General features: G+C 66.9%; 27 protein-coding genes and 1 pseudogene. 7 read left to right on the top strand and 21 right to left on the bottom strand.

All coding sequences use genetic code 11. The annotated features are described in order from the left end of the window. Positions 1-58: 58 nt before the first annotated feature. A complete protein-coding gene (locus AC6CHP_RS11330; RefSeq protein ID WP_377194371.1) occupies positions 59-661 on the bottom strand; it encodes an ArsR/SmtB family transcription factor in 603 nt (200 codons plus the stop codon). Between the two features lie 153 nt (positions 662-814). Between AC6CHP_RS11330 and AC6CHP_RS11335 the strand changes: the two genes are divergently transcribed. After that, positions 815-1,318, top strand: coding sequence for a hypothetical protein (locus tag AC6CHP_RS11335; protein WP_498229904.1), 504 nt, complete (start codon positions 815-817; stop codon positions 1,316-1,318). A gap of 10 nt (positions 1,319-1,328) precedes the next feature. On the opposite strand, the gene AC6CHP_RS11340 is transcribed toward AC6CHP_RS11335, so the two are convergent. Continuing rightward, positions 1,329-2,540 (bottom strand): acetoin utilization protein AcuC, encoded by a 1,212-nt coding sequence (locus tag AC6CHP_RS11340; RefSeq protein ID WP_188726799.1) that lies wholly within the window; start codon positions 2,538-2,540, stop codon positions 1,329-1,331. A gap of 104 nt (positions 2,541-2,644) precedes the next feature. On the opposite strand from AC6CHP_RS11340, the gene AC6CHP_RS11345 reads away from it, so the two are divergent. After that, positions 2,645-4,078: a TrkH family potassium uptake protein gene (locus AC6CHP_RS11345; RefSeq protein WP_188726797.1), complete on the top strand. Its 1,434-nt coding sequence runs from the start codon at positions 2,645-2,647 to the stop codon at positions 4,076-4,078. After that, complete coding sequence (locus AC6CHP_RS11350) at positions 4,071-4,757, top strand: potassium channel family protein (protein ID WP_104184709.1); 687 nt, start codon at positions 4,071-4,073, stop codon at positions 4,755-4,757. Before AC6CHP_RS11345 ends, AC6CHP_RS11350 begins: the two co-directional genes overlap by 8 nt. Before the next feature lie 8 nt (positions 4,758-4,765). Here the strand turns inward: AC6CHP_RS11350 and proC are convergent, their stop codons facing one another. From proC to AC6CHP_RS11375, 5 genes are all read right to left on the bottom strand, one after another. Then, positions 4,766-5,599, bottom strand: a complete 834-nt coding sequence (gene proC, locus AC6CHP_RS11355) for a pyrroline-5-carboxylate reductase (protein WP_188726795.1) — start codon at positions 5,597-5,599, stop codon at positions 4,766-4,768. A 273-nt stretch (positions 5,600-5,872) separates the two neighbouring features. Continuing rightward, entirely contained in the window at positions 5,873-6,862 is a 990-nt protein-coding gene (locus AC6CHP_RS11360) for a Ppx/GppA phosphatase family protein (protein WP_188726793.1), read from the bottom strand. A gap of 7 nt (positions 6,863-6,869) precedes the next feature. Continuing rightward, positions 6,870-7,289, bottom strand: a complete 420-nt coding sequence (locus AC6CHP_RS11365; RefSeq protein ID WP_498229908.1) for an SseB family protein — start codon at positions 7,287-7,289, stop codon at positions 6,870-6,872. Positions 7,290-7,424: 135 nt separating this feature from the next. Continuing rightward, positions 7,425-10,151 carry a type I DNA topoisomerase gene (topA, locus tag AC6CHP_RS11370; protein WP_498229910.1) on the bottom strand — a complete coding sequence of 909 codons (2,727 nt, stop codon included), beginning with the start codon at positions 10,149-10,151 and terminating at the stop codon, positions 7,425-7,427. A 136-nt stretch (positions 10,152-10,287) separates the two neighbouring features. Further along, complete coding sequence (locus tag AC6CHP_RS11375) at positions 10,288-11,949, bottom strand: DUF7059 domain-containing protein (protein WP_498229912.1); 1,662 nt, start codon at positions 11,947-11,949, stop codon at positions 10,288-10,290. 63 nt (positions 11,950-12,012) lie between these two features. Between AC6CHP_RS11375 and AC6CHP_RS11380 the strand changes: the two genes are divergently transcribed. Then, positions 12,013-12,489 carry a DUF6023 family protein gene (locus AC6CHP_RS11380; RefSeq protein ID WP_377194381.1) on the top strand — a complete coding sequence of 159 codons (477 nt, stop codon included), beginning with the start codon at positions 12,013-12,015 and terminating at the stop codon, positions 12,487-12,489. 50 nt (positions 12,490-12,539) lie between these two features. Continuing rightward, positions 12,540-13,124, top strand: coding sequence for a DUF6023 family protein (locus tag AC6CHP_RS11385; protein ID WP_498229914.1), 585 nt, complete (start codon positions 12,540-12,542; stop codon positions 13,122-13,124). A gap of 15 nt (positions 13,125-13,139) precedes the next feature. Here the strand turns inward: AC6CHP_RS11385 and trhO are convergent, their stop codons facing one another. Next, a complete protein-coding gene (gene trhO / locus AC6CHP_RS11390; RefSeq protein ID WP_498229916.1) occupies positions 13,140-14,033 on the bottom strand; it encodes an oxygen-dependent tRNA uridine(34) hydroxylase TrhO in 894 nt (297 codons plus the stop codon). A 166-nt stretch (positions 14,034-14,199) separates the two neighbouring features. Between trhO and AC6CHP_RS11395 the strand changes: the two genes are divergently transcribed. Beyond that, entirely contained in the window at positions 14,200-14,892 is a 693-nt protein-coding gene (locus tag AC6CHP_RS11395) for a GNAT family N-acetyltransferase (RefSeq protein WP_377194387.1), read from the top strand. 65 nt (positions 14,893-14,957) lie between these two features. Continuing rightward, positions 14,958-17,333 (top strand): DEAD/DEAH box helicase, encoded by a 2,376-nt coding sequence (locus tag AC6CHP_RS11400; RefSeq protein WP_498229918.1) that lies wholly within the window; start codon positions 14,958-14,960, stop codon positions 17,331-17,333. Between the two features lie 10 nt (positions 17,334-17,343). Here the strand turns inward: AC6CHP_RS11400 and AC6CHP_RS11405 are convergent, their stop codons facing one another. From AC6CHP_RS11405 to AC6CHP_RS11465, 13 genes and pseudogenes are all read right to left on the bottom strand, one after another. Further along, entirely contained in the window at positions 17,344-17,778 is a 435-nt protein-coding gene (locus AC6CHP_RS11405) for an Rv3654c family TadE-like protein (RefSeq protein ID WP_498229920.1), read from the bottom strand. Next, positions 17,775-18,296, bottom strand: coding sequence for a TadE family type IV pilus minor pilin (locus AC6CHP_RS11410; RefSeq protein WP_498229922.1), 522 nt, complete (start codon positions 18,294-18,296; stop codon positions 17,775-17,777). The genes AC6CHP_RS11405 and AC6CHP_RS11410 overlap by 4 nt, the downstream gene beginning before the upstream one ends. Next, a pseudogene (locus tag AC6CHP_RS11415) lies at positions 18,293-18,406 on the bottom strand (DUF4244 domain-containing protein); the annotation flags it as partial. The pseudogene AC6CHP_RS11415 and the gene AC6CHP_RS11410, both read right to left, overlap by 4 nt. A gap of 13 nt (positions 18,407-18,419) precedes the next feature. Then, a complete protein-coding gene (locus AC6CHP_RS11420) occupies positions 18,420-19,973 on the bottom strand; it encodes a recombinase family protein (protein ID WP_498229924.1) in 1,554 nt (517 codons plus the stop codon). A gap of 54 nt (positions 19,974-20,027) precedes the next feature. Beyond that, positions 20,028-20,501 (bottom strand): hypothetical protein, encoded by a 474-nt coding sequence (locus AC6CHP_RS11425; protein ID WP_498229926.1) that lies wholly within the window; start codon positions 20,499-20,501, stop codon positions 20,028-20,030. Positions 20,502-20,618: 117 nt separating this feature from the next. Next, positions 20,619-20,846 carry a hypothetical protein gene (locus AC6CHP_RS11430; RefSeq protein ID WP_498229928.1) on the bottom strand — a complete coding sequence of 76 codons (228 nt, stop codon included), beginning with the start codon at positions 20,844-20,846 and terminating at the stop codon, positions 20,619-20,621. A 41-nt stretch (positions 20,847-20,887) separates the two neighbouring features. Beyond that, positions 20,888-21,154: a hypothetical protein gene (locus AC6CHP_RS11435; protein ID WP_498229930.1), complete on the bottom strand. Its 267-nt coding sequence runs from the start codon at positions 21,152-21,154 to the stop codon at positions 20,888-20,890. Further along, complete coding sequence (locus tag AC6CHP_RS11440) at positions 21,151-21,432, bottom strand: hypothetical protein (protein WP_498229932.1); 282 nt, start codon at positions 21,430-21,432, stop codon at positions 21,151-21,153. The genes AC6CHP_RS11435 and AC6CHP_RS11440 overlap by 4 nt, the downstream gene beginning before the upstream one ends. A 247-nt stretch (positions 21,433-21,679) precedes the next feature. Continuing rightward, positions 21,680-23,557, bottom strand: coding sequence for a bifunctional DNA primase/polymerase (locus tag AC6CHP_RS11445; protein WP_498229934.1), 1,878 nt, complete (start codon positions 23,555-23,557; stop codon positions 21,680-21,682). Next, positions 23,550-23,906, bottom strand: coding sequence for a hypothetical protein (locus tag AC6CHP_RS11450; protein ID WP_498229936.1), 357 nt, complete (start codon positions 23,904-23,906; stop codon positions 23,550-23,552). The genes AC6CHP_RS11445 and AC6CHP_RS11450 overlap by 8 nt, the downstream gene beginning before the upstream one ends. After that, positions 23,899-24,147, bottom strand: a complete 249-nt coding sequence (locus AC6CHP_RS11455) for a hypothetical protein (RefSeq protein WP_498229938.1) — start codon at positions 24,145-24,147, stop codon at positions 23,899-23,901. The genes AC6CHP_RS11450 and AC6CHP_RS11455 overlap by 8 nt, the downstream gene beginning before the upstream one ends. 757 nt (positions 24,148-24,904) lie before the next feature. Further along, positions 24,905-25,288 (bottom strand): helix-turn-helix domain-containing protein, encoded by a 384-nt coding sequence (locus tag AC6CHP_RS11460; protein ID WP_498229940.1) that lies wholly within the window; start codon positions 25,286-25,288, stop codon positions 24,905-24,907. A gap of 395 nt (positions 25,289-25,683) precedes the next feature. Then, on the bottom strand, positions 25,684-26,880 hold the full coding sequence (locus AC6CHP_RS11465) for a phage major capsid protein (protein ID WP_498229942.1): 1,197 nt from the start codon (positions 26,878-26,880) through the stop codon (positions 25,684-25,686). Positions 26,881-26,974 lie beyond the last annotated feature (94 nt).

Genomic DNA, 26,974 nt, shown 5'->3' on the forward strand with positions numbered 1-26,974 from the left:
CCGCAACCAGGTAGCAGTAAGTGTCGTTTTGAACGCTCAGAACGACACTTGCTGCTACTTACTTTTTGCGGCCGAACTTCGGCAGGGTGGGGAGGTTCGCCAGGAGGTCGGCGGCCTTGGTGGCGGCACGCCCCACGGTCCTGCCGATCTGCTGGGGCACGCTGTCATCGCTCAGGGGCGCCGTGGTTCCGCCAGGAATGACGACGGCGGGACTCAGCTCGGCGCCGTCGCGCGCCAGGACACCGGCGGACACAGCCTCCGCCGCCACGGCGCCGGCGGTGGCGGCTTCCTGGTGCGCGGGTGCCCCCTCGGGGGTGGTGCGGGAAGCCTGTTCCTGGCTGCTTTCAGCAGCGGCGGCGTGCACGGGCACCCGGCCGGCCGCTTCCGCTGGCGCCGCCGCGCCGACGTCGAGGGTCTCAAGCCATGTGGCGATGCCCTCCAGAGGTTTGCGGTTGAGTGCGTAGTAGCGCTTCTGGCCCTGGGCCCTCATGCTCACCAGCTGGGCTTCGCGAAGGACTTTGAGGTGCTTGGAGATGGTGGGCTGGCTCGCGGCCAGTTCCTCCACCAGTTCGCCCACGGCCTTGTCTCCGGAGCGGAGGGAAACCAAAATGTCACGCCGGGTCGATTCCGCTATGACGGCAAATACGTCGTCTGTCACCATGCCTCAACCCTAGCGACATATACGCCGAAAGGCATCAACTATTTCGGCCCGTACCCGAACGCCATTGCCCAGGTTCTTCCGCGGTGCTAGAACGGATCCAGGGTTGCCCCGGGTTTCCGGCCAGCGGCCAGCGTGACCTGAGGAGTGGGTGGCATGGATATACTCCGCCAGCAACTGTTCAACATCATCGCGTTCGTGTTCCTGGGCCTTTTTGTCGCGGTGTGGGGCTCGGTGCTGCTGCGCGTGGGGTTCTGGGTGCCCGACGGACGGACTGCTGCACCGCCCCTCAATGGAGCCCTGGTGACTGCGGCCGGCGTCCTGGCAACGTCCTTGAGTTCGCTGACGGCATCGGCGCTGGGTTTTACTATCGCCGAGGTCCGCCGTGATGAGTCTGAACAGGATGCCCGCCGGACATCAGGGCCTGGGGCGCCGGGAAGCTCCACTGCGGTCAACCCGTCGGACGTCACCGCCAGGCTGTCGGGGAGGATCGTCGCAGCCATCATCGTCTACCTCGCAGTGGGCCTGGCCGTCCTGCTGCTCTGGCTCGCCAAGGGAACCGCGTCCACGGACCTGATCGGGGCCTTCGCGTTATCGCTGCTGGGATGGCTCATCGGCGCGGCGGGAGTGGTGTTCCAGACGGAGAAGCGGAACACCTGAAGGCAGCGCGTCAGTCGAACCAGGGGTCGAGTCCGTGGAGCGGGAACACGGATTTCCGGGTTGCCATCACCGTCCGGTCCACGGCGTCATTGGGATCGAATCCGACCTCCCACGACCGCCACCAGAGCTCCACATCGTCACTCATCAGCTCCGGCGCGGAGGATCCGAACTTCTCCTGGACGTAGTCACGCCAGTCCTGCGGGACCGGCGTGCGCAGCGGCACGGGCCGACCGGCCGCGATCGCAATCAAGTGGCTCCAGGACCGCGGGACCACCTGGAGGACGTTGTAGCCGCCGCCCCCCGTGGCGATCCAGCGGTTGTCGCAGTGGCGGGCCGCAAGGTTCCCGACGGCGGAGGCGGCCTCCCGCTGCCCGTCAACGCTGAGGTTGAGGTGCGTGAGGGGATCCAGGCGGTGGGAGTCGCAGCCGTGCTGGCTGACAATCACCTCCGGCTGGAAGGCGGCCACCAGCTGAGGGACCACAGCGTAGAAGGCGCGCAGCCAGCCGGCGTCCCCCGTTCCCGAGGGCAGCGCGACGTTCACGGCCGTCCCTTCCGCCTGCGGACCGCCGATCTCGTTCGCGAACCCGGTGCCAGGGAACAGCGTCAGTCCGCTCTCGTGCAGCGAAACCGTGAGCACGCGGGGGTCGTCCCAGAAAATACTCTCCGTTCCGTCCCCATGGTGCGCATCGACGTCGATATAGGCCACCCTTCGGATGCCGCCGTCGAGCAGCTTCTGCACGGCAAGTGCAGCGTCGTTATAAATGCAGAACCCGCTGGCCCGCTCGCGGGAGGCGTGGTGCATGCCGCCGCCGAAATTGATGGCGCGCAGGGCTGAACCGTCCAGGATCCGGGAGGCGGACAGCAGCGAAGCTCCGGCCAGGCGGGCCGCTGCCTCGTGCATTCCGGCAAAAGCGGGGTCGTCCTCGGTGCCCAGGCCGCGGGCCTCGTCAGGCTGGCCGGGATGTGCGCTGACCTTTTTTACCGCCGCTACAAACTCGGGGGAATGAACGGACTCAAGGTCGGCGTCGTCCGCCACTCCCGGCGCCTCCACCGCAACATGCTCCAGGTCAAACAACCCAAGGGTGGCCGCCAACCGGGCTGTCAGGTCCATGCGCTCCGGCGCCATGGGGTGGCCCGGGCCGAAATTGTAGGCGGTCATGTCAGAACTCCACGCCACCACCGTTGGGGGCGCGGGCAAGGTGAGGCCCGGCAGGTATGTCATCAATCACAGGCTACCTGAGCGCGGCACCCCTCCTGCCCAGTCATGACGCATGCATTAGTGGTTTACTACTGAGGGAAGCAGTTTCTACCGAGGAAAAGCCACACATGACGCAAAGCCAGTCGAGGCCCCGTACCCCGGCCAACTGGCATCCCGCAGGGCAGGAGCGGGAAGGCCTCTGGATCCTTACGCGGCTGCGGGACTTCGTCGACGACATTGCGAACACCTCGCCGGCCCGGCTTGCCCTGACGGTGTTCGCCGCCGTCTGCCTGCTCTTCACGTTTCTCCTCTCGCTGCCGGCCTCATCAGCGGACGGTAACGTCACCCCCCTCCACCAGGCCATGTTCACAGCGGTGTCCGCCGTCTGCGTTACGGGCCTCACGGTGGTTACCACTGCCGTTCATTGGTCCTTCTTCGGCCAGCTGGTCATCCTCATCGCGATCTTCATCGGAGGCCTTGGCACCCTGACACTCGCGTCACTGCTGGCGCTCATGGTGAGCAAGCGGCTGGGCGTCCGCGGAAAGATCATTGCGGCAGAGTCCATGAACAACGCCGGGCGGCTGGGCGAAGTGGGAACTCTCCTGCGGATCGTCATCACCACATCGGTGGTGATCGAGGCCGTCCTGGCGCTTGTCCTCATCCCCCGGTTCCTGGTACTCGGTGAGACCTTCTGGGGCGCTGTCTGGCACGGCTTCTTCTACGCGATATCCTCGTTCAACAACGCAGGCTTTACTGCGCACGCGGACGGAATCGTTCCCTTCGCGAGCGACCTGTGGATTCTGATTCCCATCATGTCTGGTGTGTTCCTTGGCAGCCTGGGGTTTCCGGTTGTGATGGTCCTGCTCCAGAACGGGCTCAACTGGAAAAAGTGGAACCTCCACACCAAGCTGACGATCGAAGTGTCCCTGATCCTCTTCGCGGCGGGCAGCGTCCTTTGGGCGCTGATGGAATGGGACAACCAGCGCACCATCGGAACCATGGGCATCGGTGACAAGGTCCTGCACTCGGTCTTCGCTTCCGTCCAGATCCGTTCGGGCGGTTTTAACCTTGTGGATCAAAACCAGCTTGAGTCCACCACCATGTTGCTGACCGACGCCCTGATGTTTGCCGGCGGCGGCTCCGCGTCGACGGCCGGCGGCATCAAAGTGACAACCATCGCCATCATGTTCCTGGCAATCGTGGCGGAGGCCCGCGGTGATGCCGACGTGAAGGTCCACGGCCGCACGATCCCGCAGGGTGCCATGCGGGTGGCAATTTCGGTGATCGTCGCCGGCGCCACCCTGGTCTCGGTAGGCTCGTTCCTCCTGCTGAACATCAGCGGCGCGCCCCTTGACCGCGTGCTGTTCGAAGCGATTTCCGCTTTTGCTACCTGCGGTCTCAGTACGAACCTCAGCGCCGAGGTGCCACCGGCAGGAGCGTACGTCCTGACTGCACTGATGTTCATGGGGCGTGTTGGTACAGTAACCCTCGCCGCCGCCCTCGCCCTGCGGCAACGCAGGCAGCTGTACCACTACCCGGAAGAGAGGCCCATCATTGGCTAGTTCCCCAGATGCCCCGCGGCGCCCCGCACACAACGCGCCGGTCCTGGTCGTTGGGCTTGGCCGGTTCGGATCGGCAACGGCCGAACAACTGGTGAAGCAGGGCCGCGAAGTACTGGCCATCGAGCGCGACCGGACCCTGGTCCAAAAGTGGGCCGCTACCCTGACCCACGTGGTGGAGGCTGACGCCACCAACATCGACGCGCTCCGCCAGCTGGGCGCCCAGGAGTTCAGCTCGGCCGTCGTGGGGGTGGGCACGTCCATCGAATCCTCGGTGCTGATCACCGTCAACCTCGTGGACCTTGGCATCGAGCACCTCTGGGTCAAGGCCATTACGCCCTCCCACGGCAAAATCCTTACCCGCATCGGCGCCAACCATGTGATCTACCCGGAGGCCGACGCCGGCGTCCGGGCCGCGCACCTGGTCTCCGGCCGGATGCTGGACTTCATCGAGTTCGACGACGACTTCGCCATCGTCAAGATGTACCCCCCGCGCGAAACGGTGGGATTCACGCTGGACGAATCCAAGGTCAGGTCCAAGTACGGCGTGACGATCGTCGGCGTGAAGTCACCGGGTGAGGACTTCACTTACGCCCGCCCGGAGACCAAGGTGTCCTCCCGGGACATGCTGATCGTGTCCGGCCACGTGGACCTGCTGGAACGGTTCGCAGCCCGGCCCTAGTTTCCGAGTCAGCCGAGCTGCCTGGTGATCTCGGCTGCCCGCTCCGCGGCGGCGCGGGCGCCGGCGGCAATAATGGCCGGCAGGCCGCGCTCGTCGAACGTGGCGATGGCCCTCTCGGTGGTGCCGTTCGGGCTGGTTACGGCTTTACGCAGTGCGCCCGGATCGGCGCCGGGCTCGGCCAGCATAAAGCCGGCTCCGGCCACTGTTTCCCGGGCGAGGAGAAGCGACAGATCCGGGTCCAGGCCAAGCTCACGGCCTGCTGCGGCCATCGCCTCCGCCAGGTAAAAAGCGTAGGCCGGTCCGGAGCCGCTGATCGCCGAGAGCGCGTCCACCTGCTCCTCGGGGACCTCCACCACCGTTCCCGCGCCGTGCAGGACGTCCTTGACCCGCTGGAGCTGCTCCGGGGTGCAGTTGGTGCCCGGCGAGACCGATACCACGCCGCGGCCCAGCTTGGCCGGTGTATTGGGCATGGACCGGATAACCGGCTGCCCTGCCGGCAGTGCCGCCTCAAGCTGCGCAATGGACACCGCCGCGGCCACGCTGACCACCACCGTGGTGGGCGAGAGCGAGCTGCTGATTTCCCGTGCAAGTTCCGTAATGCCAACAGGCTTGACGCCAAGGATCACGACGCCGGATCCCTTGGTTGCCTGCTTGTTGTTGTCCGGCTCCTCTTCCCCGGCGATTGCGGTCACCCCGTGGTGCCGTTCCGCCAGCTCGGCGGCGCGCTCTGCCCTCCGGACGGTTGCGACGACGTCTGCCGGATCCGTTCCGGATTCCAGCAGGCCACTCAGAATTGCTTCGTTCATGGATCCACAGCCAAGGAATGCGATTCGGTTGCTCATGGCTCCATCATTACAGTTCGGCCGGGCAGACGCAGAAAACCATGACCCGGGACGGACACGAAAATAGTGGGAACTCCCCGAAATCCATTCACAGGTGGCTCCCATGTTGGGTGCAGGTGCCTCACAACTTGGCGCCCTAACGTAGTGAGTACCTCATTGAGGGTGCGAGTGATGCGGCAGGGATGGGGATTCCTGCCAGGGTACCGGCGTTCGGCAACAGGTTTTCCCCCATTTTCCTGTTGCCGGCGCCGGTATTTCCGCTTTAAGGGGTTTCTAGACTGCGGCTTCGACAGCCTGCGGCGGCGCCAGGTGGGGCGCCAGCTCCAGCGGCCCGGAAAATACCAGCTGGTCCAGCCGGCGGAGGATCAGGCCTTCGCGCAGGGCCCACGGGCAGATCCTCAGCTTCTTGAATTTGAAGAGTTCAAGAGCGGCCTCCGCCACGAGCGCTCCGGCCAGTAGCTGGTGGGCGCGGGCTTCCGAGACGCCCGGCAGGTGCAACCGGTCCTCGACCTTCATGGCCGATATGCGCTGCGCCCACACGCCCAGGTCCGAGGCCTGCAGCTCGCGCTTGACGTAGGGGCCGGCCGCGCTGGGGGCGGCCCCGGCGATCCGCGCCAGGGAACGGAAGGTCTTTGATGTTCCCGCCACCACGTTGGCCCGGCCCAGCCCGTCGAACTCCCGGACCGCAGGCTTGAGGGTGGCCCGGATGTACCGCCGCAGCTCTTTGACGCTTTTGGCCGACGGCGGATCTTCGGACAGCCAGTCCCGCGTAAGCCGGCTGGCACCCAGCGGCACGGAGGTGGCAACTTCCGGAAGCTCGTCCTGGCCGAAAGCCATCTCAAAGGAGCCGCCGCCGATGTCCAGGTTCAGGATGGGTCCGGCGCCCCACCCATGCCAGCGCCTGACGGCGAAGAAGGTCATGGATGCTTCTTCGCTGCCGGTGAGTTCCTGCAGGGTCACGGTGGTTTCGTGCTTGACGCGGGCCAGGACCTCGGGCCCGTTGGTGGCCTCACGGATGGCTGACGTACAGAAGGCCAGGAGGTCCTCGGCCTTGTGCCTTGCCGCAAACTCCCAGGCTTCAAGGACGAACTCGGTGAGCTCGTGCTGGCCTGCGTCGTTGATGCTGCCGTCCGGCTCCAGGTACTGGACCAGGGACAGCGGCCGTTTGTGCGAGGCAAAGGGTACCGGGCGCGCGCCGGGGTGGGCATCCACCAGGAGGAGATGGACAGTATTGGACCCGATATCGAGGACGCCTAGCCGCATGGTGCCATTATTGCTCGTCAGCGCGCTTGAAGTCGCGCTTGATGTTGGCCACGCCTTCGGGGTTGATCTCGAAACCGTAGGCTGCGCCCGGATTGATGACCATTCCAAGCTCGTCGCCGATGTTGGCGATGATGGCCGCGCCCTGGGTTCCCAGCACGTTGGGAGCAGCTTCGAGGTACTGCTGGTCCACGCGGCTGGGGTGCGAGAAGACGGCGAGGACGGGGTCGCCGTCGGCATTGCCCAGGACCAGGGGCTCCACCTGGGAGTCCTCGCCCTCGACGCCGTCCGAACTGATGATGTAGACCTCGCTGTTCAGGAAGGACAGGATGACGTCTACCGGGCTGGCCTCAGGCTGTCCGCCCTTGGCGAGCTTTTCCTCGAGGTCGTTGAGGGGCTGGAGATCAGTGTGCGCTGGCTGTTCAGTCATCCCTCTACCCGATCACGTTGTGTCCGGCACCGCAAACAGGGCCGCTGTCTTGACGCGAAATCGCCGGAATAATGCTGGTTCGCCGGTTTCTTACCAACGAGCCTGCACCGTTCCGGCGAACTCGGCGCTCACGGCCTACTTCTTGGCTGTGGCCTTCTTCTTGGCCGGAGCCTTGCGGGTGGCCGTACGCTTCACCGGACCCTTGGCACGCTTCTCCGCCAGCAGTTCTACGGCCTGTTCGCGGGTCAGCTCCTCCAGGGAGGTTGCCCGCGGAACCGTGATGTTGGTGATCCCGTCCGTGATGTAGGGGCCGAAGCGGCCCTCCTTCACCACGATGTTCTTCTCCGACACCGGGTCCGGGCCGAACTCAGCCAGTGGCGGGACGGCGGCCCGGGCACCGCGCTGCTTCGGCTGGGAGTAGATCTCCAGCGCCTGGTCCAGGGTGATGGTGAAGATCTCTTCCTCGGAGCCGATGGACCGGGAGTCGGTCCCCTTCTTGAGGTAGGGACCAAACCGGCCGTTCTGCACCGTGATGAGGTTGCCTTCGGCGTCCTCCCCCAGGGCGCGGGGCAGGCTCATGAGCTGCAGCGCCTCGTCCAGGGTGACCGACTCCACGGTCATGGACTTGAACAGCGAGCCGGTGCGGGGCTTCGCCTTGACCGGCTTCTTCGGCGGCTTGGGCTTGCCGTTCTTGTAGTACTCCACGGGCTGGGCGGCGATCTGTTCCTCGGTCATCTCCGGGATGATCTCGGTGACGTAGGCGCCGTAGCGGCCGTTCTTGGCAACCACCGTGTGCCCGGTATGCGGGTCGGTGCCCAGCACCCGTTCCTCGGGGGCAGCGGTTTCCATCAGCTCAATGGCCTTGGCAGCCGTCAGCTCGTCCGGAGCCAGGTCCTCGGGCACGTTGGCGCGGGGCGACTCCACGATCTCCCCCGTCTTCGGGTCAACCGTGGCGGCCGAGCTTTCCAGGTACGGGCCGAACTTGCCCACCCGGAGCGTGATCTCATCGGTGATGGGGATGGAGTTGATTTCGCGGGCGTCGATCTCGCCCAGGTTGTTCACGATGCTCAGCAAGCCCGGGTCCGAGTCTTCACCGAAGTAGAAGTGGCGGAGCCAGGAGGCGCCAACGGCCTGGCCGTTGGCGATCTTGTCCAGGTCGCCTTCCATGTCCGCGGTGAACTCGTAGTCAACGTAGTCGCTGAAGTGCTGCTCCAGCAGGCGGATCACCGAGAAGGCGATCCAGCTGGGGACCAGCGCAGAACCCTGTTTCCGGACGTATCCGCGGTCCTGGATGGTGGAAATGGTGGAGGCGTAGGTGGACGGGCGGCCGATGCCCCTCTTCTCCAGCTCAGCCGTCAGTGACGCTTCGGTGTAGCGCGGCGGCGGCGAGGTTTCGTGGCCCACTGCCAGGATCTCGGAGGCCTTGAGGGCATCACCCTTGGCCACGTTGGGCAGCCGGCGGGCGTCGTCGGAATCGTCGTCTCCGCGGGTCTCGTCCTTGCCTTCCTCGTAGGCGGCGAGGAAGCCGGGGAACGTGATCACGGTGCCGGAAGCCGAGAACTCGGCATCCCGGCCGTCCGCAGCGACGGCACCCAGCCGGATGGTCGCCGTCGAGCCCTTCGCATCGGCCATCTGGGACGCGACGGTGCGCTTCCAGATGAGTTCGTACAGGCGGAATTCGTCGCCCGAGAGCTGCTTGGCCACCTGGGCCGGGGTGCGGAACGAGTCGCCGGCGGGGCGGATGGCCTCGTGCGCTTCCTGCGCGTTGGCTGCCTTGCCGGTGTACACGCGCGGGGACTGCGGGATGTACTCCGGGCCGTACAGCTCGGACGCCTGGCGCCGCGCGGCGGTGAGGGCTTCGTCGCTCAGCGCGGAGGAGTCCGTACGCATATAGGTGATGTAACCGTTTTCGTACAGCCGCTGGGCCACCTGCATGGTGCTCTTGGAGGAGAACCGCAGCTTGCGGCCGGCCTCCTGCTGCAGCGTTGAGGTGGTGAAGGGCGCGGCCGGGCGCCGGGTGTAGGGCTTGGTGTCCACGGACCGGACAGTGAACGAAGCGTCCTGCAGCCCTGCCGCCAGGGACGCAGCCAGTTCCTCGTTCAGGTGGGCAACGTTCTTCGACGTCAGGACGCCGTCGTCGTTGAAGTCCCGGCCGCTGGCAACCTTGGCCCCGTCCACGGCGGCGAGCTTTGCTTTGAAGGAGCCGGCGTCGGCGGCGAACTGGCCCGTGAGGTCCCAGTAGGAGGCGGCCTTGAAGGCCATCCGCTCGCGTTCGCGGTCCACCACCATGCGGGTCACTACGGACTGCACGCGGCCGGCGGACAGGCCGCGCGCCACCTTGCGCCACAGCACCGGGGAAATTTCGTAGCCGTAGAGGCGGTCCAGGACGCGGCGGGTCTCCTGAGCGTCCACCAGCGCGGTGTCCACATCGCGCAGGTTGCCCATGGCGCGCTGGATGGCTTCCTTGGTGATTTCGCCAAACGTCATCCGATAAACAGGGACCTTGGGCTTGAGCACTTCCAGCAGGTGCCACGCGATGGCCTCGCCCTCGCGGTCCCCATCGGTTGCGAGGTAAAGTTCGTCGGCGTCCTTGAGCGCAGCCTTGAGCTCAGTCACCTTTTTCTTCTTGTCCGCGGACACCACATAGTAGGGCTTGAAGTCGTGATCAATGTCGACGGCGAACTTGCCCACCGACGTTTTCTTCAGCTCGGCGGGGAGTTCGGACGGCTGCGGCAGGTCGCGGATGTGACCGATGGAGGCCTCTACGATGAAACCCTCGCCGAGGTACTTGGCGATGGTCTTGCTCTTGGCCGGAGACTCCACAATCACGAGTTTCTTGCCGGTTTTGGCCTTGCTTGGCACGGTGCTCCTACAGAAAAAGGTTGCTCGGGCAGATGCGCCCATACTGGCCTAGTTCACCATATTTTGCAGAAATGTGCGCATCCATGTGGAAAAGAAGGGGGTTCTGCCGGGCGCCGTCGGCGCCCTGCTCCGTGCCTTATCCGGCGGCGGGGATCAGGAAGCCGTCCCGCACCAGATTGGCCACATCGGTGATCAGACCGCCCCGGAAAGAACCGGCGTCGAACCCGTCCTCGTCCACCATCCCGCCGCCGAGCAGCGCCTCCAAAGCACCGGCAATCTGCCCGGCGGAAAGGTCACCGTCGCAGGCCGACACGAAGCCTGCCAGCTCGGTGCTCAGCAGGTTTGTCCGGCGCAGGCCCGCGCCCTGCCGCAGCAGGATCACGCCAGGGTGCTCCGCCCCCGGGCGCTGGTGCCGCTCCTCCGTGACGTCCTCCGCCACCAGCAGGTGCGCGTCCTCCAGGCTGTGCGCGGCGAGCCAGTCAACGCGTTCGACGGCGGCGCCCAAGTGGGGGCCGATGGGCTGCTCAATGGGGTAGGTGATCTCCTCGAACCGGCTGAACGTGCCCTGCCCGGGTGCCGACGGCCGGCGGAGCCAGACCATGCCGAAGCCTATGCCCTCCACGTTCCTCGATTCGAAGTCCGCCAGGTAGGCCGCGTAAGCGTCCCGGTAGTGCTGCCGGTCCCGGGCCTCGGAGGCGTCCTGCAGCCAGGTTTCCGCGTACTGCTCCGGCCCCACCTGCTCGCGCTGGATGAACCAGGCATCCGTATCCGGCCGGACCCACGTCCGCGGGCGCTCCTGCCACCCGGTTCCGGCCACCACTTCCCAGTTCCCCAGCATCTGCGCGGTGCCGCCGGGCGCAAGGACCCCGGGCAAGGCGGCAACCAGCGAGGCCACAATCTCATCGCCCGGGAGGCCGCCGTCGCGGTAGGTGAACTGCTCCGCGGCAGCCTCCCCTGCGCTCCGCGGCGTGATCACGAACGGAGGATTGGACACCACCAGCCCGAACTCCTCGCCTGCCACGGGGTCCAGGAGTGAGCCCAGGCGCAGGCTCACCCTGTCCTCCAGCCGGGACGGGTCAACGGACAGGGCCGCGGCGTTGAGCAGGATGTTGAAGCGCGTGAAAGCAAGCGCCCGTTCGGAGATGTCCGTCGCCGTGACGTGCTCGCAGTGGTGGAGCAGGTGGAAGGTCTGGATGCCGCACCCGGTGCCGAGGTCCAGGGCGCGTTCCGTATGGCGGCGGACAGTGGTCTGCACCAGGGTGGTGGACGCCTGGCCGATGCCGAGCACATGGTCGTGCCGCAGCACCCCCGCCTGCTGGTGCGCGGCCAGATCGCTGGCCACCCAGAGCTCCGCACCCCCGCTGCCGCTGTCGCTGTGACCTTCGTTCCCCTCCCACCCGTACGGCCGCAGATCAGCTTTGGCAGCCAGCAGCCCCGCGCCGGGAACGGGCTCAACAAGCCCCAGCGTGAGGAGGCCGCCGGCACCGATGCCCGGAAGGGCGGCGTCGAGCGTGTCCTTCGGCTGCGGCTCGGCAAGGAGCCACAGGCGGACGACTGCGGCGAGCGCCGCGTTCCCTCCGTCCTGCCGCACAGCCCGGTCCACTGCCAGCAGGGCCGGAATGATCTGGTCCCGGTTCAGGGCAGCGGAGGCGGCGGCGCCCAGAAGCCGGGCGACGCCGTCGGGCGTGTAGTCCACGCCCCGCAGGTCGGCGGCGAGGGCCGTGAGCAGTTCCGGGAGGTCGCTGCGGGGTGCGTCCGGGGTGTTGCCGGCGGTGAACTCGTATGGGGATTTAGGCACTGCCCAAGTTTAGTCCGGCAGGCGCCGGAGGCCGGGGCGGCCGGCACCGGGTAGCGTTGAGGCATGCCTTCGCGTTCTTCCGTCCTTCCGCGCGCCCGGCTCCGGCCCGCGAGGCGCGCCCGCCTGATGCCGTGGACCGCCGTATCCGCGGCTGCGGCGGCCCTTCTCCTGGCCGGGTGCTCCCCCGTTGTTTCCATCGAAAACGCGGACGTCCCGCAGTGGCAGGCCACCGCGCTGCCCCCGGCTCCGGGAGCGGTCCTTGAGGACGCCGGCAAAATCCTCAACCGGGACCGCATCATCAGGGAAGCCGCCGATGTCCCGGCGGGGCGCTACACCCTCACCGCCACGTGCGAGGGTGGCGGGAAGGCCTTCTTCGCCGTATCGCTGGACGGGAAGAAGCTGGCGGACGCCGGAGCGGCCTGCAACGGAAGCCGGGAAATTACAAAAATCACCCTGCCGGACGCCGGCGCGCTGGACATCAGCACGTACAGCGTGGACGCACCCCTCATTTACGCCTACCGGCTGACGCCCGCGGAATAACCGCCCCCCGTGCTCTGGCCCGCCGTCGCCGGCGGGCATACAGTCGGACTATGCCCAGTGTGCGGATAGCCTCCGCGCCATCCACCGTCCCCACGGCTCCCGGTGGGGACGCACGGGTGCGGCCGGCGCGGAAGCCGGCCGCCGCCGTCGTTATTGCTGCCATGGCCGCCGGGATGGTGCTGGGCGGGTGTGAATATACGTACGACGACGGGCGGAACCTGCCCGGGCCCGTCGAGGCGGAAGGGACGCGTCTTCCCGGGCCGGTGTTCACCCGCGACCCCCTGCAGAACGACCCCGTCAGCGAGCAGGACGTTGGCGCGTGGGCGGCCCGCACGCTGCCCGACACCGGGCAGCCCGTGGCCTCCGCGGGGGCGGGCCTTGTGGCCGCGGGCAACGTCCGGACGGAGTCGACGCCGGTCCTGGGGACTGGCACCTACGCACTGGCCCTGGCATGCCGCAGCCAGCGGCGCGTGACCTTCACGGTCCGCAGCGACTCGCTGACCCTGGTGGACCTGGGACTCCGGTGCGGGATCAACCGGGAGAACGTTATCTATCTCTCCTCGGAGACAGCGCTCACCATCAGGGTGGAGGCCAGGACAGGCGCGAACTACGCCTACCGGCTGCGGCTCCTCTGAGGGGGTTGCCTGCGCTCAGGCGGCGCAGCCCTCCGGGCAGCGGAGGGTCTCGGGGCTGGAGGCGCACTCCGCGCAGTACAGGGTAAGGGTGCGGCAGCTGGGGTTGGAGCAGTTCTCGAACTTGCTGGTGGGCGCTGCGCAGCGGGTGCACTGCCCGATGGTCTTCGCGTCGTCGCTGAACTCAAGGTGCATGCGCTTGTCGAAGACGTACAGCGAGCCCTCCCACAGGCCCTGGTCCTTGAAGGTTTCGCCGTAGCGGACAATGCCGCCGTCCAGCTGGTACACCTCCTTGAAGCCCCGGTTCACCATCAGGCTGGACAGCACCTCGCAGCGGATCCCGCCGGTGCAGTAGGTGACCACGGGCTTGTCCTTGAGCCCGTCATACTTGCCGGACTCCAGCTCCTGGATGAAGTCGTGGGTGGTGGCAACGTCCGGGACGATTGCGTCCTTGAACCGGCCGATCTGCGCTTCGAAGGCATTCCGCCCGTCAAAAAAGACCACGTCCTCCCCGCGTTGCTTCTTGGCGTCAACGAGCTGGTGCAGTTCCTCGGGCTTGAGGTGGGTTCCGCCGCCCACCACCCCGTGGGCATCGACCTTCAGCTCGCCGGGGGCGCCGAAGGAGACAATCTCATCGCGCACCTTGACGCTGAGGCGCGGGAAGTCCTCCGCACCGCCGTCGGACCATTTCACGTCGATGTCCCTGAAGCCCTGGTACTCGCGGGTTGTCTTCACGTATTGCTTCACGGCACCGATCTCACCGCCCACGGTGGCGTTTATGCCGTCCTTGGAGATCAGGATGCGGCCCGTCAGCCCGAGCTTCTCGCAGAGGGCACGCTGCCAGAGCCGCACCGCCTCCGGGTCGGGAAGGGGGGTAAAGCCGTAAAAAAGCACAATTCGGTTTAAAGCCACGTATTTAAGGGTACCGGCACGGTCAGGCGGGCGGTGCGGGAAACCTGCGGCTGCCGGAGCGGCGGCCATGACTGCCGGCCCGTCCCGGTGCTTCCGCCGCATCACAATTGCATAAGCTCTTGGCAGGCCCCTGTTGCTGGCGACCGGGCTGGAATAGTCTCATGCCATGAGTCCGGAAACCATGGTTGAAGACATCACTGGCCTTCTTGAGGTGTGGGTGGCCGGCTGGGCCGGCTGTCGCGGTTACAGGACCTCCACCGAGGGCCGTTTCCCTGCTGTGCTTCGCGCCGACACCAGCGGCGATTGGGAATTCTTTGCTTCCGAGCCCGCGGACGATGAGTTCGCAGCCCTGGCCGCAAAGACGGCCGAAGCACCCGCGAGGGTCCTCACCATCCTCACCAATGACATCCCCCGGTACTCCGCCCTGGCGGAACGGCACGGCCTGAACGTGACCTCCAGCTCGCAGGCAATGATGATCGTGGATATGGAAACCCAGGACGCCGAGGATCCCTGGCTCTCCGACGACGACCTCACGCATTCGACGTGGGAGCAGGACGGCGTGCACTACGCAGAGGTCCGCTCCGGCGACACCCTGGCGGCCAGCGGACGCGTTTTTGTGGTGGGGGAAACCGCGGTGTTTGACAAGATCATCACCGAACCGGCTTTCCAGCGCCGCGGCCTGGGCAGTTTCATCATGCGTGCCCTGGCCGCCCAGGCCTTCGAGCACGACGTGCAGGAGGGCCTTCTCCTGGCCTCCGCCGACGGCCGGAAACTGTATTCCCACCTCGGCTGGACCACCGTTTCCCGTGTGCTGATGCTCTCCGCATCCCATGACGGTTCCGACCTCTCCCTGAGCTGACCCTTCCTGTTACCCCCATGGCGAACCAGGGCCGGCAAGGCCCCGCCGGGTGAAACAATGTGGGGGTGAACCCCCATGACTCCCTGATTCCCTTGCTGGGCCGCGGCCCGGACCCGGAACAGCTCCGTCATGTGCGCACCATCCCGGCCCGCGCGGCCGAACACGAACCATGGCCCGCGTGGGTGCACCCCGACCTGGTTGCGGCGTACGGATCGCTGGGCATCCAGGAGCCCTACCGGCACCAGGTGGAGGCAGCCGGCATAGCCCACAGCGGCGAACACGTTGTGGTGGCCACCGGGACCGCGTCAGGGAAGTCGCTGGCGTATCAGCTGCCGGCCCTCGACGCCATCCACCGCTCCGAACTGCGGGTCCTGGCTGACCCGGGGAAAATCCACGACGACGGCGCCGTCACCCTGTACCTCTCCCCCACCAAAGCTCTGGCGGCCGACCAGCTCAACGCCATCCGCGCCCTGAAACTGCCCACCGTGCGCGCGGAAACCTACGACGGCGACACCGACCCCGCGTCCCGCCGCTGGATCAGGGACCACGCCAACTTCATCCTGGCCAACCCGGACATGCTCCACTTCGGGATCCTTCCCAACCATGCCTGGTGGGCCGGGTTCTTCCGCCGCCTGCGCTACGTGATCATTGACGAGGCCCACAGCTACCGCGGAGTGTTCGGCTCCCACGTGGCCAACCTGATGCGACGGCTGCGCCGGATCTGCGCCTACTACGGGGCAGGCACGGCCCACCCGGGCCCAGTATTCATCGCGGCCTCCGCCACAGCCTCCGAGCCTGACGTCTCCTTCGCCCGGCTCATCGGCGCCCCGGTCAAGGCCGTGTCCCGTGACGGCTCCCCGCACGGTTCCACCACCGTGGCCTTCTGGGAACCTGCCCTGACCGAGGTCCGGGGCGAGAACGGCGCCAGGGAACGGCGGACGGCGGTGGCAGAAACCGCCGACCTGCTGGCGAACCTGGTGTCCGCGCGGACCCGCACCATAGCGTTTATCAAGTCCCGGCGCGGGGCGGAAACCATCTCCTCGATCACGAAACGCCTCCTGGACGAGGTGGATCCCAGCCTGCCGCAGCGGGTGGCCGCCTACCGTTCCGGATACCTGCCCGAAGAACGACGTGCCGTTGAACGGGCGCTGCGCTCCGGCGAGCTCCTGGGCGTTTCGAGTACCTCAGCGCTGGAACTGGGCATCGACATCTCCGGCCTCGACGCCGTCCTGGTGGCAGGATGGCCAGGCACCCGGGCTTCCCTGTTCCAGCAGATCGGGCGGGCCGGACGGGCGGGCCAGGATGCCATTGCGGCCTTCGTGGCCAGCGACGATCCCCTGGACACCTTCCTGGTGAACCATCCCGAGGCGATCTTCGACGTGTCAGTGGAGGCGACGGTCTTCGATCCCTCCAACCCCTACGTCCTGGGGCCGCACCTGTGCGCAGCGGCGGCCGAGCTTCCCCTGGGACCCGCCGAAGTGGGCCTGTTCGGCGCCACCGCGGAGTCCCTCCTGGACAGGCTGGTGGCACAGGGCTACCTCCGGCGGCGGCCCGCGGGCTGGTTCTGGACACATTCCCAGAGCGCGGCGGCCATGGTGAACCTGCGGGCCGACGGCGGCGGGCCGGTGAGCATCGTGGATGCCGAGACCGGGTCCCTCCTTGGCACGATGGATTCCCCGCAGACGCACTACCAGGCCCACACCGGCGCCGTCTACATCCACCAGGGTGACAGCTACGTGGTGGAGGACCTCAACGAGGACGATCACTGCGTGATGGTGCGCCGCGCCAATCCCGACTACTACACCACAGCCCGGGACGTGACCCAGATCGAGGTGCTGGAAACCCAGCGGACGGCGCAATGGGGTGACATTTCTGTTCATTTCGGCGACGTCAAAGTCACTACCCAGGTTGTCTCCTTCCAGCGCAAGGCACTCATCTCCAACGAAATCCTTGGGGAGGAGCCGCTGGAACTGGGTGCCCGCGAACTCTTTACCAAGGCCGTCTGGTTCGTGGTGGACAACCGCTCCCTGACCGGGGCGGGCCTGATCGAAGCCCAGTTTCCCGGCGCGCTCCACGCAGCGGAACATGCAGCCATCGGCCTGCTGCCCCTGGTGGCGTCCAGCGACCGGTGGGACATCGGCGGGGTGTCCACGGCACTGCACGCCGACACCGGGGTGCCCACCATCTTTGTGTATGACGGGCACCCCGGCGGCGCGGGTTTTGCCGAGCGCGGTTTCGACAAGGCTAAGGTCTGGCTGACAGCCACCCGTGACGCCATCAAGGCCTGCGAGTGTGATTCCGGGTGCCCTTCCTGCGTCCAGTCACCCAAATGCGGGAACAAAAACAACCCGCTGGACAAGGCGGCCGCCGTCACCCTCCTCGACGTCCTGCTCAAGAACTCCACCGAAGCCGCCTCCCCGGGCCTGGAAGTGCGGCACTGACCTGGACCGGCTAGGGCGGAGGCCCCGCACGGGAGCGCCCGTGGGCAGCGCCGAACACCGTCCGTTCCACCAGTTCGGTCCTCACCTCGACAGTCTGGCCCGTACCCTCGGTGCAGCTCACGACTGCGGCCCCGTGCCGGACAGCCACCTCCGCCGCCACGGTGCAGGGCTCCCCGGAGGCGAGGCCGCGCAGGGCGTCGGCCGCTGCCAGTGCCGCAAGGTCGGCAGCGGATGCCGCCCTGCTGGCCAGGACGGCTGACTGCGCCAGCAACAGCATCAGCGCCATGGCCGTCATCACCACCAGGGCAAGGCCGGCCGCCAGCACCGTCCCCGAACCGCGTTCCCGGTTGATGCCACCTGCACTTCCGTTCCGGTCTGAACCAAGACGCCCGGTCTTGTTCCTCCCAAGCCCGCGGCCCGTTCCGGGTGCCTTGCCGTGGGTCATCCCGCCGTCTCGCTCCGGGTGGAGGCCCGCGCAGTCAGGTGCCACGGGATAGATGCGCCCAAGGGGCCGCCCACCCTGTCTGTCACGGTGACATGCAGCCACTCGCCGTCGGCCGATACCGCCGCGGACGCCGACCCGCCGGCCAGGGTCCGGACGATTCTTTCCACAGTGGCGGAGTCGTCACCACGGGCAAGTGCTCGCGCGCCGGCACGCGCTCCCTCCTCCAATCGCAGCTGGGTGACCCCGGCGGAGACCCCCGCCAGCAGCATGGCCAGCAGCAGCAGGACCGCGGGCAGGGTGACGGCAAACTCCGCTGTCACCGCGCCGCACGACTCCTGGGCCGCGGGGCCTCTGGTGGGACTGCAGGCCGCACGGTCCCGCCCGCCGGTACGTCCGGTAGCGGACTGTGTGGCGGCGAACGAACCCATGATGGAGGGACCCGCGGCGGACTTACCCGTGGTGGTCGGGCCTGGGCCGAACGGATCCACTGCCGGGAGCACGGCCGGGGCCTCGGTCATGGCAAGGCCAGCGCGGTGCGGATCAGGGTGAGCAGGAAGCCGCGGACCTCCTCGCTGCGGAGGATGAAGACCAGGAGCCCGGCAAAGCCCACCGCAGCAAGGGTAGCCGTCCCACTGGGTCCGCTACTGCGCCCGTGGGTCCAGGACGCCCCGGACGGTGACCAACTCGGGCAGGCCACCCACCAAGGGTCCGGCCACCTCCACGCGCAGGTCCAGCAGCTCCGCCAGCTCCAGCCGCTCGGCGTCCCCGAAGCTTTGCAGCCGCTCCGCTGCCCGGTCAGCCAGGGCAGCAAGCTCGGTCAGCTGTCGGGCGTTGCCCCTGGCCTCGGGACCGGTGCTCTGCAGCGCCTCCAGCTTCGCCCGCACGTCCGCGAGCTGGGCGCGGTACTTGGCCACACGTGCCAGCAGCTCCTCCGGCTCGTCCGCCATGAACGCCTCGTCGGTGGCCCGCTGGATTGCCCGGGTGAGCTTCCGGGACTGCTCCCCCAGCCGCTCCGCCTCCTGGGTGTCGGCCTCGCTGGTGTTCCCGCTCCGGGTCCACTCTGCGGCCAGCTTCAGCAGCCGCTCCCGGTCCCCGAGGACGCCGACGACCTCGGCCCAGACCGCTGCGTCCAGTTTGGCAACGTCGATCTGTCGGCAGTCGCAGTCCGGCTGGCCTGCCTTGGGCCTGCGCTTGCACTCGGGCCGGTAAATCGGCCTGCGGACCCCGTTCCGTTCCAGCACCAGGACGCCGAGGTAGTGCCTGCCACAGGTCCCGTGGACCTTGGTGGAGAGCCATTGGCGCTGCTGGTTGTCCTGTCGCTGGCCTGACCTTGGGGCTGCGTCCAGGACCTGCTGCAGCGCGTCGAAGGTTTCCCGGTCCAGTGGCGGCTCGGGCAGCTCGATCACCACCGGGTCGCCGTGTTTGGGCTTACCGCTGCGGGCGTCGGCCTGGGTCTTGTAGTAGCGGTCTCCGGCCTTGCCGACGTGCCCCCAGTGGTGCTCCCCGGTGACCAGGGCGGGGTTCCGGAGCATGCGGCGGACCACGGTGTGGGACCAGTCGGCCCCGGACCTTGTGGGGACGCCCTGGCGGTTTAGTTCGCGGGCAACCTCGCCCGTGGTCCGGCCTGCGAGCGCGGACTTCACCATGTAGGCCAGGGCGTCCCGTTCGGCGGTGTCGGGGACGGGTCGGGCGTCTTTGCCCTTGCCGTCCAGCCGCCAGCCGTAGCTAGGCTGGCCACCGGGCCAGCCGGAGCGGGCAAGCTTGGCCCGTTGCCCGGCGATGCTGCGCTCGCGAATCAGGCCACGCTCCATTTCGGCAACACCGGCCAGGACGGTCCGAAGCAATTTCCCGTGTTCGGTTGAGAGGTCGATCTGCTCCCGCAGGACGACCAGGGTAACCCCGAGCTGCTCTAGCTCGTTAGTGACCCGGATGGCGTGGTCAGCGCTGCGCGACATCCGGTCCAGGCTGGCCACGACCACGGCCTGGACCTCACCGGAGCGGCAAGCGGCCAGGAGCGCCTGCCACTGTGGGCGGTCGTTCTTGGCCCCGCTGAGGCCCTCGTCCACGAACTTGGCCGCGAGCTTCCAGCCCCGGGCCTTGATCGCGCCCTCGCACTGCTCCCGCTGGGTGGTGAGGCTGGACCCGTGGTCCACCTGCCCCACGGAACTGACCCGCCCGTACCATGCTGCCTTCATTGCCGTCTCCTACAGCTTTGCCCCGGTCCCCCGGGGCTGGCTGGTCGTGGTTGGTTAGAGTGCGGTCCAGTTGCCTGAGCCGTCGCGGCGTTCGTTCCGCTGGAGCTGTTCGCGGTCTGCCGGGTCGCGGCGGACCGGGTAGGTCCAGCGACCGACCTTAATTTCACTGATCGGCAGGAGGTCCTCGTCTTCGTCGTCGTCCGCCGACTCCGGAGCTTCGGCCTTCGCGGCCTTCTTCGCTGCGCGGGCAGCTTCGCGGTCTGCCTTGGCCTGGACCTTGGCCCTGGCGTTGTTCGCGACCGTCTCCGCCTTGGCCCGGAGTGCCGGGGTCGGCAGCTGGGCCAGGAGCGAGTCGTCCCCGGTTTCAGCGACGAGGCGTCCGAGGTTCCCGGCGTGCCGTGCGTCGTGTCCGGGCTTGTAGAGGGAGCGGCCCATTGTGAGGACGAGTTCACCGCAACCGCAGAGGCAGTTGCCGGAGCCGTTGCGGTCGGTGGTGGTCTTGCTGGCGGTGGTCTGGGTCTTGGTCATTTCTGGCTCCTCGGTTGTGTGCTGCTGCCTTGAAATTCCATAAAAACATTGGCCTTGACTTCGAGACAAGTATCTGGTAAGGACGGAGGCCCCGGGCTTTCACCCGGGGCCTTGGGCCTAGCGCTCCTCGGTGCCTGAGCCAAACACCTTCAGGGCCGAGCCGAAGATCGGGTCGTAACCTGCCTCCTCAGCCGCCTTGCCCGTGAACCGGTTTACGATGTCGGCCACAGCGTCCATATACGAGCCGTCCTGGACTCGGTTCGACTCCAGGTCCCGCAGCGTGTCCTTCAGCCACTCCACCGTGATCTCCCCGATGAACTCTTTGCTGCTTTCGTTTGAAGTCACTTTGTTACTCCTCAGTTAGTTGTTTACAGGTCCGGCCCACCCTAGTGCCCGGCGTCCTCGTCGAGTAGGGACAGCAACGTTGCCTCTAACTGCTCCACTGCCTTGTCCCCGCTCACTGCGCCGACCACCCGGACGCCGAAGTCGGCCAGGGCGAACATCAACGCGTTGACTGCGCCGCGCTCCTGCTCCGCCGTCACCTCGTCCAGCACCTGGGCCACCGCCTCGCGGTCACCCTTGACGGTCGCCAACATCAGCCGTGCTGCCCTGGTGTGGTCCCTGGTCGTCAGCTCGAACTCCACCCGGCTCACTTCGCCACCTCCAGGTCGAGCGCTGCAATCGGGGTAACCCGGACCCACTGCTTCCAGTACCGGACTGCCACCGGGAGCAGCCGCTGGACCTCCGCGTCGTTGCTCCGGGTTGTCGCGGCCCACTCCTTGACCTCGCGGAGGCTGGTCGGCACGCCGGGCAGTCGCGCTGCGGCCAGGTCCTCGAAGAGCCGGAGGGACAGTCGGCCAGCCACACTGCGACGGTCCTGCTTCGCCACCCACCAGACAAAACTGCCTTCGGTTACGTTCTCAGTGTTCACTTCGTGTCTCCTTCTGGTGTGTTCTGAACGGCCCCCGTCCTACCGTCCCGGCCCCTAAAGGGTCCGGGACGTCGGGACGATACGGGGAAGACCGTCCCGGGACGCTCCGGGACGCTCGGGACGGTAGGGCTTCCGGCCCGGAAGGACGCGGTAGAGGCGTCCCGGCAGCTCCGGGACGATTGGCGTCCGGAACCGTCCCGGACGAGGTACTCCGAGAGGCAGGCGTCCCGGGACGGTTCCGAGGCCCTCACGAGGCCACTCCCGACAGGTCCAGGACGGTCTGGTCCGGTACCCATTCGAGAGGGCTGCTGGGGTTGGTCCTGGTCAGCACGCCCTGGGCCACGAGCCACTTCACGACCGTCTCGATCTTCTGCTTTGAGCCGTGCTGCTTGATTTCCTCGACCTCGTGGAGCTTGCGGACCGCGAAGGTCTTCGGGTGGACGCTGCGGTAGTGGCCAGCCACGGCCTGCACCAGCTCGGACTTGACGAACGCCTCGGCCTCGTCCGCCTGGGTGAACGCCTCCACGTCCAGCAGGATCGAGCCGTTGCCGGTCAGAACGTCCACCTTCCACCGGTCCCCCTCGGCGTAGTCACCGAAGCGGTTCTTGTTGCACTCGATGGTCATCACGCCGTCCTTCTCCTTGCTGAAGGGTTGGGTGGCCACTACCGCGAGCTGCACCGCCGTGAGCTGGAGCTTGATTGACGCTCCCCGGCTGTAGCGTCCGGTGTCGCCCTTGGTCTTGTGGTCAATCAGCAGGACGGTCACGCCGTACTTCTCAGCCAGCGGCAGGACCACCGAGGTCAGGAAGCCGCCGACCTCACCGTTGTCGTTCTCCGGCCTCCCGGCGATTGCCAGGGCAGCACCCAGGCTGTCCACCACGACCACCCCGACCTCGCCCGAGGAAACCAGCGCGTGGAACTGGGTGGCCAGCTTGTCCAGGTTCCGTCCGCTGGGCGCGAGGTAAGTCAACCGGTCCTTCAGCAACTCGGTGCTGGCACCCAGAGCCACCAGCTTGCCGAGTGCGTCCCGGGGTCCGGCTTCCTCGTCCAGCAGGACTGCTCGCTTGCCTGCCCGCATTGCGTCAATGGCCCACTGGTAGCAGAGCACTGACTTACCCGAGGCAGGTTCACCGGCAATGATGTGGACCGACCCTTCGTAGATCAGGTTCCCGAGTCCGAACCGAGGCGGTGCCGGGTGGTCCTTGCTAAACCACTCGTGCAGGTCCAGTCCGGTAAACAGGTCCTCCGGGGTCCGCTCGACGTTGCGCGGGCTGTCCGACCCTGCGAGCATGCCCGAGTCAATCGACTTGGGGATTTCGAACTCGTCCAGTCCGGCCTGTCGGCCCGCCTCCTCCAGCGCTCCCCGGACCACGGACTCCGCCAGCCCGCCACCTGCCAGGATCTGGCCCAGAGCGAAGGCGGACTTGTTGAGCTGGTCGTTGCGGGTGCCGCCGTCAGCGTTGACCACCGCCAGCAGCTCGCGGACCAACGCCACGCCCTGGCCCGCCTCCCCGAGTGGCTGGCCGGAGCTGGGCTTCTCGGGCTTCGGTGCCGCTGCCCTGGACCTGAGGAGTGCCCGCAGGGCCTCCGGGGCCTCCGGCAGTTCGTCGACTCGCGGGAGCCGCCCTCCGTCGCTCGTCCGGTAGGTCAGCCCTTCGAACTCGGACCCGGGACCGACGACGAAGCCGCCGTTGCCCCGGACATCGACTCCGACGGCCAGCGCACTGGCGCTGTTCCGAATCTCGCCGGACGGGTCGCGGAAGTAAACGTGCTGGCCACCCGAGGCAGTGTTGACGACCAGCGTCTCCGGTGCGTCCGGCAGAAGCTTGGCCCACTCCCCGGGTCCGTCCTGCCCGTTGTGGGTGTCCAGGTCCACCAGCGCCAGCCCAGCCTTGCCGGTGTCGATGCCGTAGGCGTTGGCCTTGAAGGGCCAGATGCCGAGCAGGTGGTCCGGGTCAGTGGTGGACTCCTGGGTCCACTTCACGAGCGGGGTCTTCTGGAGCTTGCCGTCTTCGTCGCGCCACAGCCGGACCGGGAACACCGGGTAGCCTGCCCTGGCTGCGTCGAGCGCAGCTTGTTTGACCCGTTCCTTGGCGCTGTCGCCTCCTAGGTTCGCCTTAACCACGCTGGCCACCTGCCCCCGCCGGGAGCAGGCCCACGCCTCGGTGAAAGGAGCGGTTAGTGACTGCGACGAAGCCGAACTCCCGGTGCAGACCAGCGGCGGTCCTGGTCACGACCAGGACGAGGGAAACTTCGACGTGAGCCAGCCGCAGCTCGCGGAGTTGCTGGCGGGCTTCCTCTGCCTCGGCAAGCCACCAGCGAACCTCGGAACCGAAGCCGAACTCGCCGTCTAGGTAGGCCCGGTGGCGGAGGGTTGCTTCTGGGTGGGCAGCGAACCACTTACGGTCGTCTGCGAGCGCTACGGCTCGGACGAAGGCGTTGGTGACCCGGTCTGGAACTACGAGGTTAGCCACGGTCGGCCTCCTGCTCTGCGAGCAGGGCGAGGGCAGCTTTGGCGCGGGCGTGGTAGTTGCGCGACTTCTCCGCAGCTTCAGCCCGCTTGGCCGGGTCGGCGTAGACCTCTCTCAGCGTGGCGGCAGTCTTGGCCCGCTCTTCCGGGTCGGAGTACCGCTTCCTGACTGCGGCGGCGATGTTGGCCCGGTGTTCCGGGGTCATCATCTCGCGGTCCGTCTTCCGGACGTACTTGCGCGGCATTACTTCTTCACCTCCCCGAACAGGAGTTCGAGCAGACGCTCGATGGAGGTGTGCTGGGTGTTGGTGGTGAAGTCCACGGCCACGGCTGGGTCGTGGGAAGTTGGTGAAGTTGCCATTTGTCGGCTGCTCCCTCGCTGGTGAGGGGTGCCGTTAACGTAGAGAAGGCACCCCTGATCCTGTCCAGAAAGGTGGTTGGCCCTTCTGAGCACGGATTGGAGTACCTGAGTACCGCCCTCGACATTGCGAACCAGTTCGAGGGTCTAACACCTTGCGGTGCTACCGGCTGCTTCGGTTGCAGCGGCGGGACTTACTTGGTTGTAATTCCCTCCACCTAGGAAAACACGGGACTTGGTCGCCGCGCAACTACCTGGGGATACGACGAGACCCGGCCTGTTTGTCGGGGTCACCACTCCCCGGGCCGGGTCTGTCGCTGGATCGAACGAGGGAACGTTCTACACACAATCGGAACACTGGGTTTGCCAGCCACACAACCAGGGGTCGCCCGTGCGTACGCGAGGACCCGGGAGCGGGCTTCCCTTGAACTGGGACGGCCTATGCGGTACCCGTAGCCCCGGAGACGGCGCGAGGTCCTCCGTAGTACCAGGACGGGGCGACGGCTGGCCCCGGACAAGCGAAAACCCCCGGAGGTTGAGGCCTCCGAGGGTCTTCTTGAAGCTGCAGCCCAATGCAACTGGAAGGTGAAGGGGCAGCAAGCCCCGTCCCGAAAATCGGAACACGAGGTTTGGTTAGGCCACAACTACTCGGGCTTCCGCCACGGGTCGTTGGCCTCTCGCTCTTCCCTGGCCCTGGCCTCGGCGGAACGCAGAAGCGCCAAGTAGATCCCCCGGTCCTGGCCCTGGGGTTCCTGTGGCTGCTCCTGCAAGGACTCCACAGTAATCTGGTCCAGGCTCTTGAACTCGGCTAGCTGCCGGAGCTGCTCCAACGAGCCTGGGTACCAGCCCAGGGACTCCTCAATGTACTCGCGGGCTTCCTCGTCGGGCCACTCCTCACCAGCCTCAAGCCTGTCGAGGGTGAAGTGCATTATCCCCATGTCGTTGGACAGGTCACTGGCTGTCCAGCCCTTCTTCTCGCGGGCCTCAACTACAAACCTGGCCACAGCCAAGATCTCCGACTCTGCCACGGAACCTCCCCCAGTCCAGTCCTCCACCCAGCGTGCAGGACAGCAGTCCTAAGCTTAGCGACGCTGGCCGACGTGGGCCGGTTTAGCGGGTTTCTTGACGCGAAACGAGCGGTGTGTTTCGCGCACCCGCGCCCGGGTGACCCCCCTCCTAAGCCGGGGAGAGGGACACCACTCATCAGGTAGCCCTGTCTCAGGCTCGCCAGCGCTCACGGCATCAACGCCCCCTCCTACAGGTGGACCCCCGGTACCGGTTGAGGCTGGTACCAGGGGTCCCCTGGGTGGAGCAGGTCGGTCATCGAGTCAGGAAAGAAGGAACTCTCGCGGCCTTCCGGGTGAAGTGAACGAACCCCGGTTGACTCCCAGGACGGGCCTGTGACGGCCCGCCCAGTCTTTGGTTAGGCGTCGACGAAGGTTCCCTTCACGATCGCCTGCGGGCGTGTGACCTCCAGACCGAACCGGCCCTCGGTTCGGGCCTGAACCTGGTTGCGCTGGAACATGTCGCCCGGTGTTCCCCACTCGGTGCTGATCCCGCCGTCGCGACCGATGGCCACGGAGTTCTCACCCAGGAGGTAGTAGGAGTTGGGTACCAGTGCGGTACTAAGGGCTACCGGTACCCCCCAGGCGGTACGCTTCTCGGCGTCGATGGCGTTGCCGGTGTCGAACTCGCCGGAGCTGTTGCGCTTGGTGGCAATGGCTTCCCAGTCGTTCGGGTTGAGGATGAAGACCGAGGGGGTCTCCCCTGCCGTCTCCAGCCGGGTCAGCGCCTTCCGCATTTCGACCAGTTTGTCGGTGTCGCCTGCGGCCGAGGTGAAGAGCTGGATGCCGGAGGTGTTGGCCAGGCCGGTGAGGTTGTCGCCCACGCCGTCGCCGGAGAGCACCTGGGCTTCCAGGGCCACCAGGACCGACTGGGTGAGTTCCATTCCGACCCAGCCGCCGAGTGCGGCGTCGTCCTGGAGGACGAACTTGTCGATCGGCTCGGACAGCGTGGCGATGACGCTGAGCTTGCCCGGGACCTTGGCCAGCCCCATTGCGGTGACGGGCTTCAGCTCGCCTGCCGGGACGACTGCGGCGTTGTCAGTCCGGCTGACCTGCGCCAGGAAGGAGTAGGACGCTGGGCGGGCCACGGTCGGGATGTTCTGCAGGAAGGACCGCAGCGGGCGTCCGAGGGTGACTGGGGTCTGGTTGATCAGCGGGGTCCCGATGACCACCGAGCCGGTGGTAACCAGGGCCTTGGAGCCGTAGGCCCGGTTCTGCTTCATGGCGTTCAGGAGGCTGTTGGAGTGGCTCTTGGAGCCGAGGTCCAGGTACTCGACCTCGCCGCTGCCGAGGCCGCTGGCGTCGGTGAAGTAGCCACCGTCCGGGGTGCGGACCATTTCGGGTGCGGGGCCTGAGCCGCCGATTGCCTTCAGCAGGTCGGTGCCGTGCTGCTGGGACGCCTTGGCCCGGTTGAAGTCCTCAGCTGCCTTGAGGGTGGCCTCAACTTCTGCGTTCTCGGCGTCGGTGAGGTTGCGTCCGGACTTGATTGCGGCCCCGACCAGTTCCTGGGCTGCAGCCAGCGCCAGGGTGCGTTCGGTGTTTGACTTGAATTTCATGGGGTGCTCCTTTCGAGAGCAACGTAGGAAGACGCCTTGTGGCGTCGCGTCTACGGCTCGAAAGGGCTAGCGGGCCTTGACCTTTGCTCCGTGC

It is taken from the genome of Pseudarthrobacter sp. GQ63, from assembly GCF_059758765.1.

Coding starts and splice junctions, on each gene's coding strand:
- AC6CHP_RS11340 (WP_188726799.1), bottom strand. CDS start 2,540: ATGACATACCTGCCGGGCCTCACCTTGCCCGCGCCCCCAACGGTGGTG.
- AC6CHP_RS11380 (WP_377194381.1), top strand. CDS start 12,013: ATGCCTTCGCGTTCTTCCGTCCTTCCGCGCGCCCGGCTCCGGCCCGCG.
- AC6CHP_RS11345 (WP_188726797.1), top strand. CDS start 2,645: ATGACGCAAAGCCAGTCGAGGCCCCGTACCCCGGCCAACTGGCATCCC.
- AC6CHP_RS11410 (WP_498229922.1), bottom strand. CDS start 18,296: ATGACCGAGGCCCCGGCCGTGCTCCCGGCAGTGGATCCGTTCGGCCCA.
- AC6CHP_RS11360 (WP_188726793.1), bottom strand. CDS start 6,862: ATGCGGCTAGGCGTCCTCGATATCGGGTCCAATACTGTCCATCTCCTC.
- AC6CHP_RS11420 (WP_498229924.1), bottom strand. CDS start 19,973: ATGAAGGCAGCATGGTACGGGCGGGTCAGTTCCGTGGGGCAGGTGGAC.
- AC6CHP_RS11455 (WP_498229938.1), bottom strand. CDS start 24,147: ATGCCGCGCAAGTACGTCCGGAAGACGGACCGCGAGATGATGACCCCG.
- AC6CHP_RS11425 (WP_498229926.1), bottom strand. CDS start 20,501: ATGACCAAGACCCAGACCACCGCCAGCAAGACCACCACCGACCGCAAC.
- AC6CHP_RS11365 (WP_498229908.1), bottom strand. CDS start 7,289: ATGACTGAACAGCCAGCGCACACTGATCTCCAGCCCCTCAACGACCTC.
- AC6CHP_RS11465 (WP_498229942.1), bottom strand. CDS start 26,880: ATGAAATTCAAGTCAAACACCGAACGCACCCTGGCGCTGGCTGCAGCC.
- AC6CHP_RS11335 (WP_498229904.1), top strand. CDS start 815: ATGGATATACTCCGCCAGCAACTGTTCAACATCATCGCGTTCGTGTTC.
- AC6CHP_RS11385 (WP_498229914.1), top strand. CDS start 12,540: ATGCCCAGTGTGCGGATAGCCTCCGCGCCATCCACCGTCCCCACGGCT.
- AC6CHP_RS11395 (WP_377194387.1), top strand. CDS start 14,200: ATGAGTCCGGAAACCATGGTTGAAGACATCACTGGCCTTCTTGAGGTG.
- AC6CHP_RS11330 (WP_377194371.1), bottom strand. CDS start 661: ATGGTGACAGACGACGTATTTGCCGTCATAGCGGAATCGACCCGGCGT.
- AC6CHP_RS11405 (WP_498229920.1), bottom strand. CDS start 17,778: ATGACCCACGGCAAGGCACCCGGAACGGGCCGCGGGCTTGGGAGGAAC.
- proC (WP_188726795.1), bottom strand. CDS start 5,599: ATGAGCAACCGAATCGCATTCCTTGGCTGTGGATCCATGAACGAAGCA.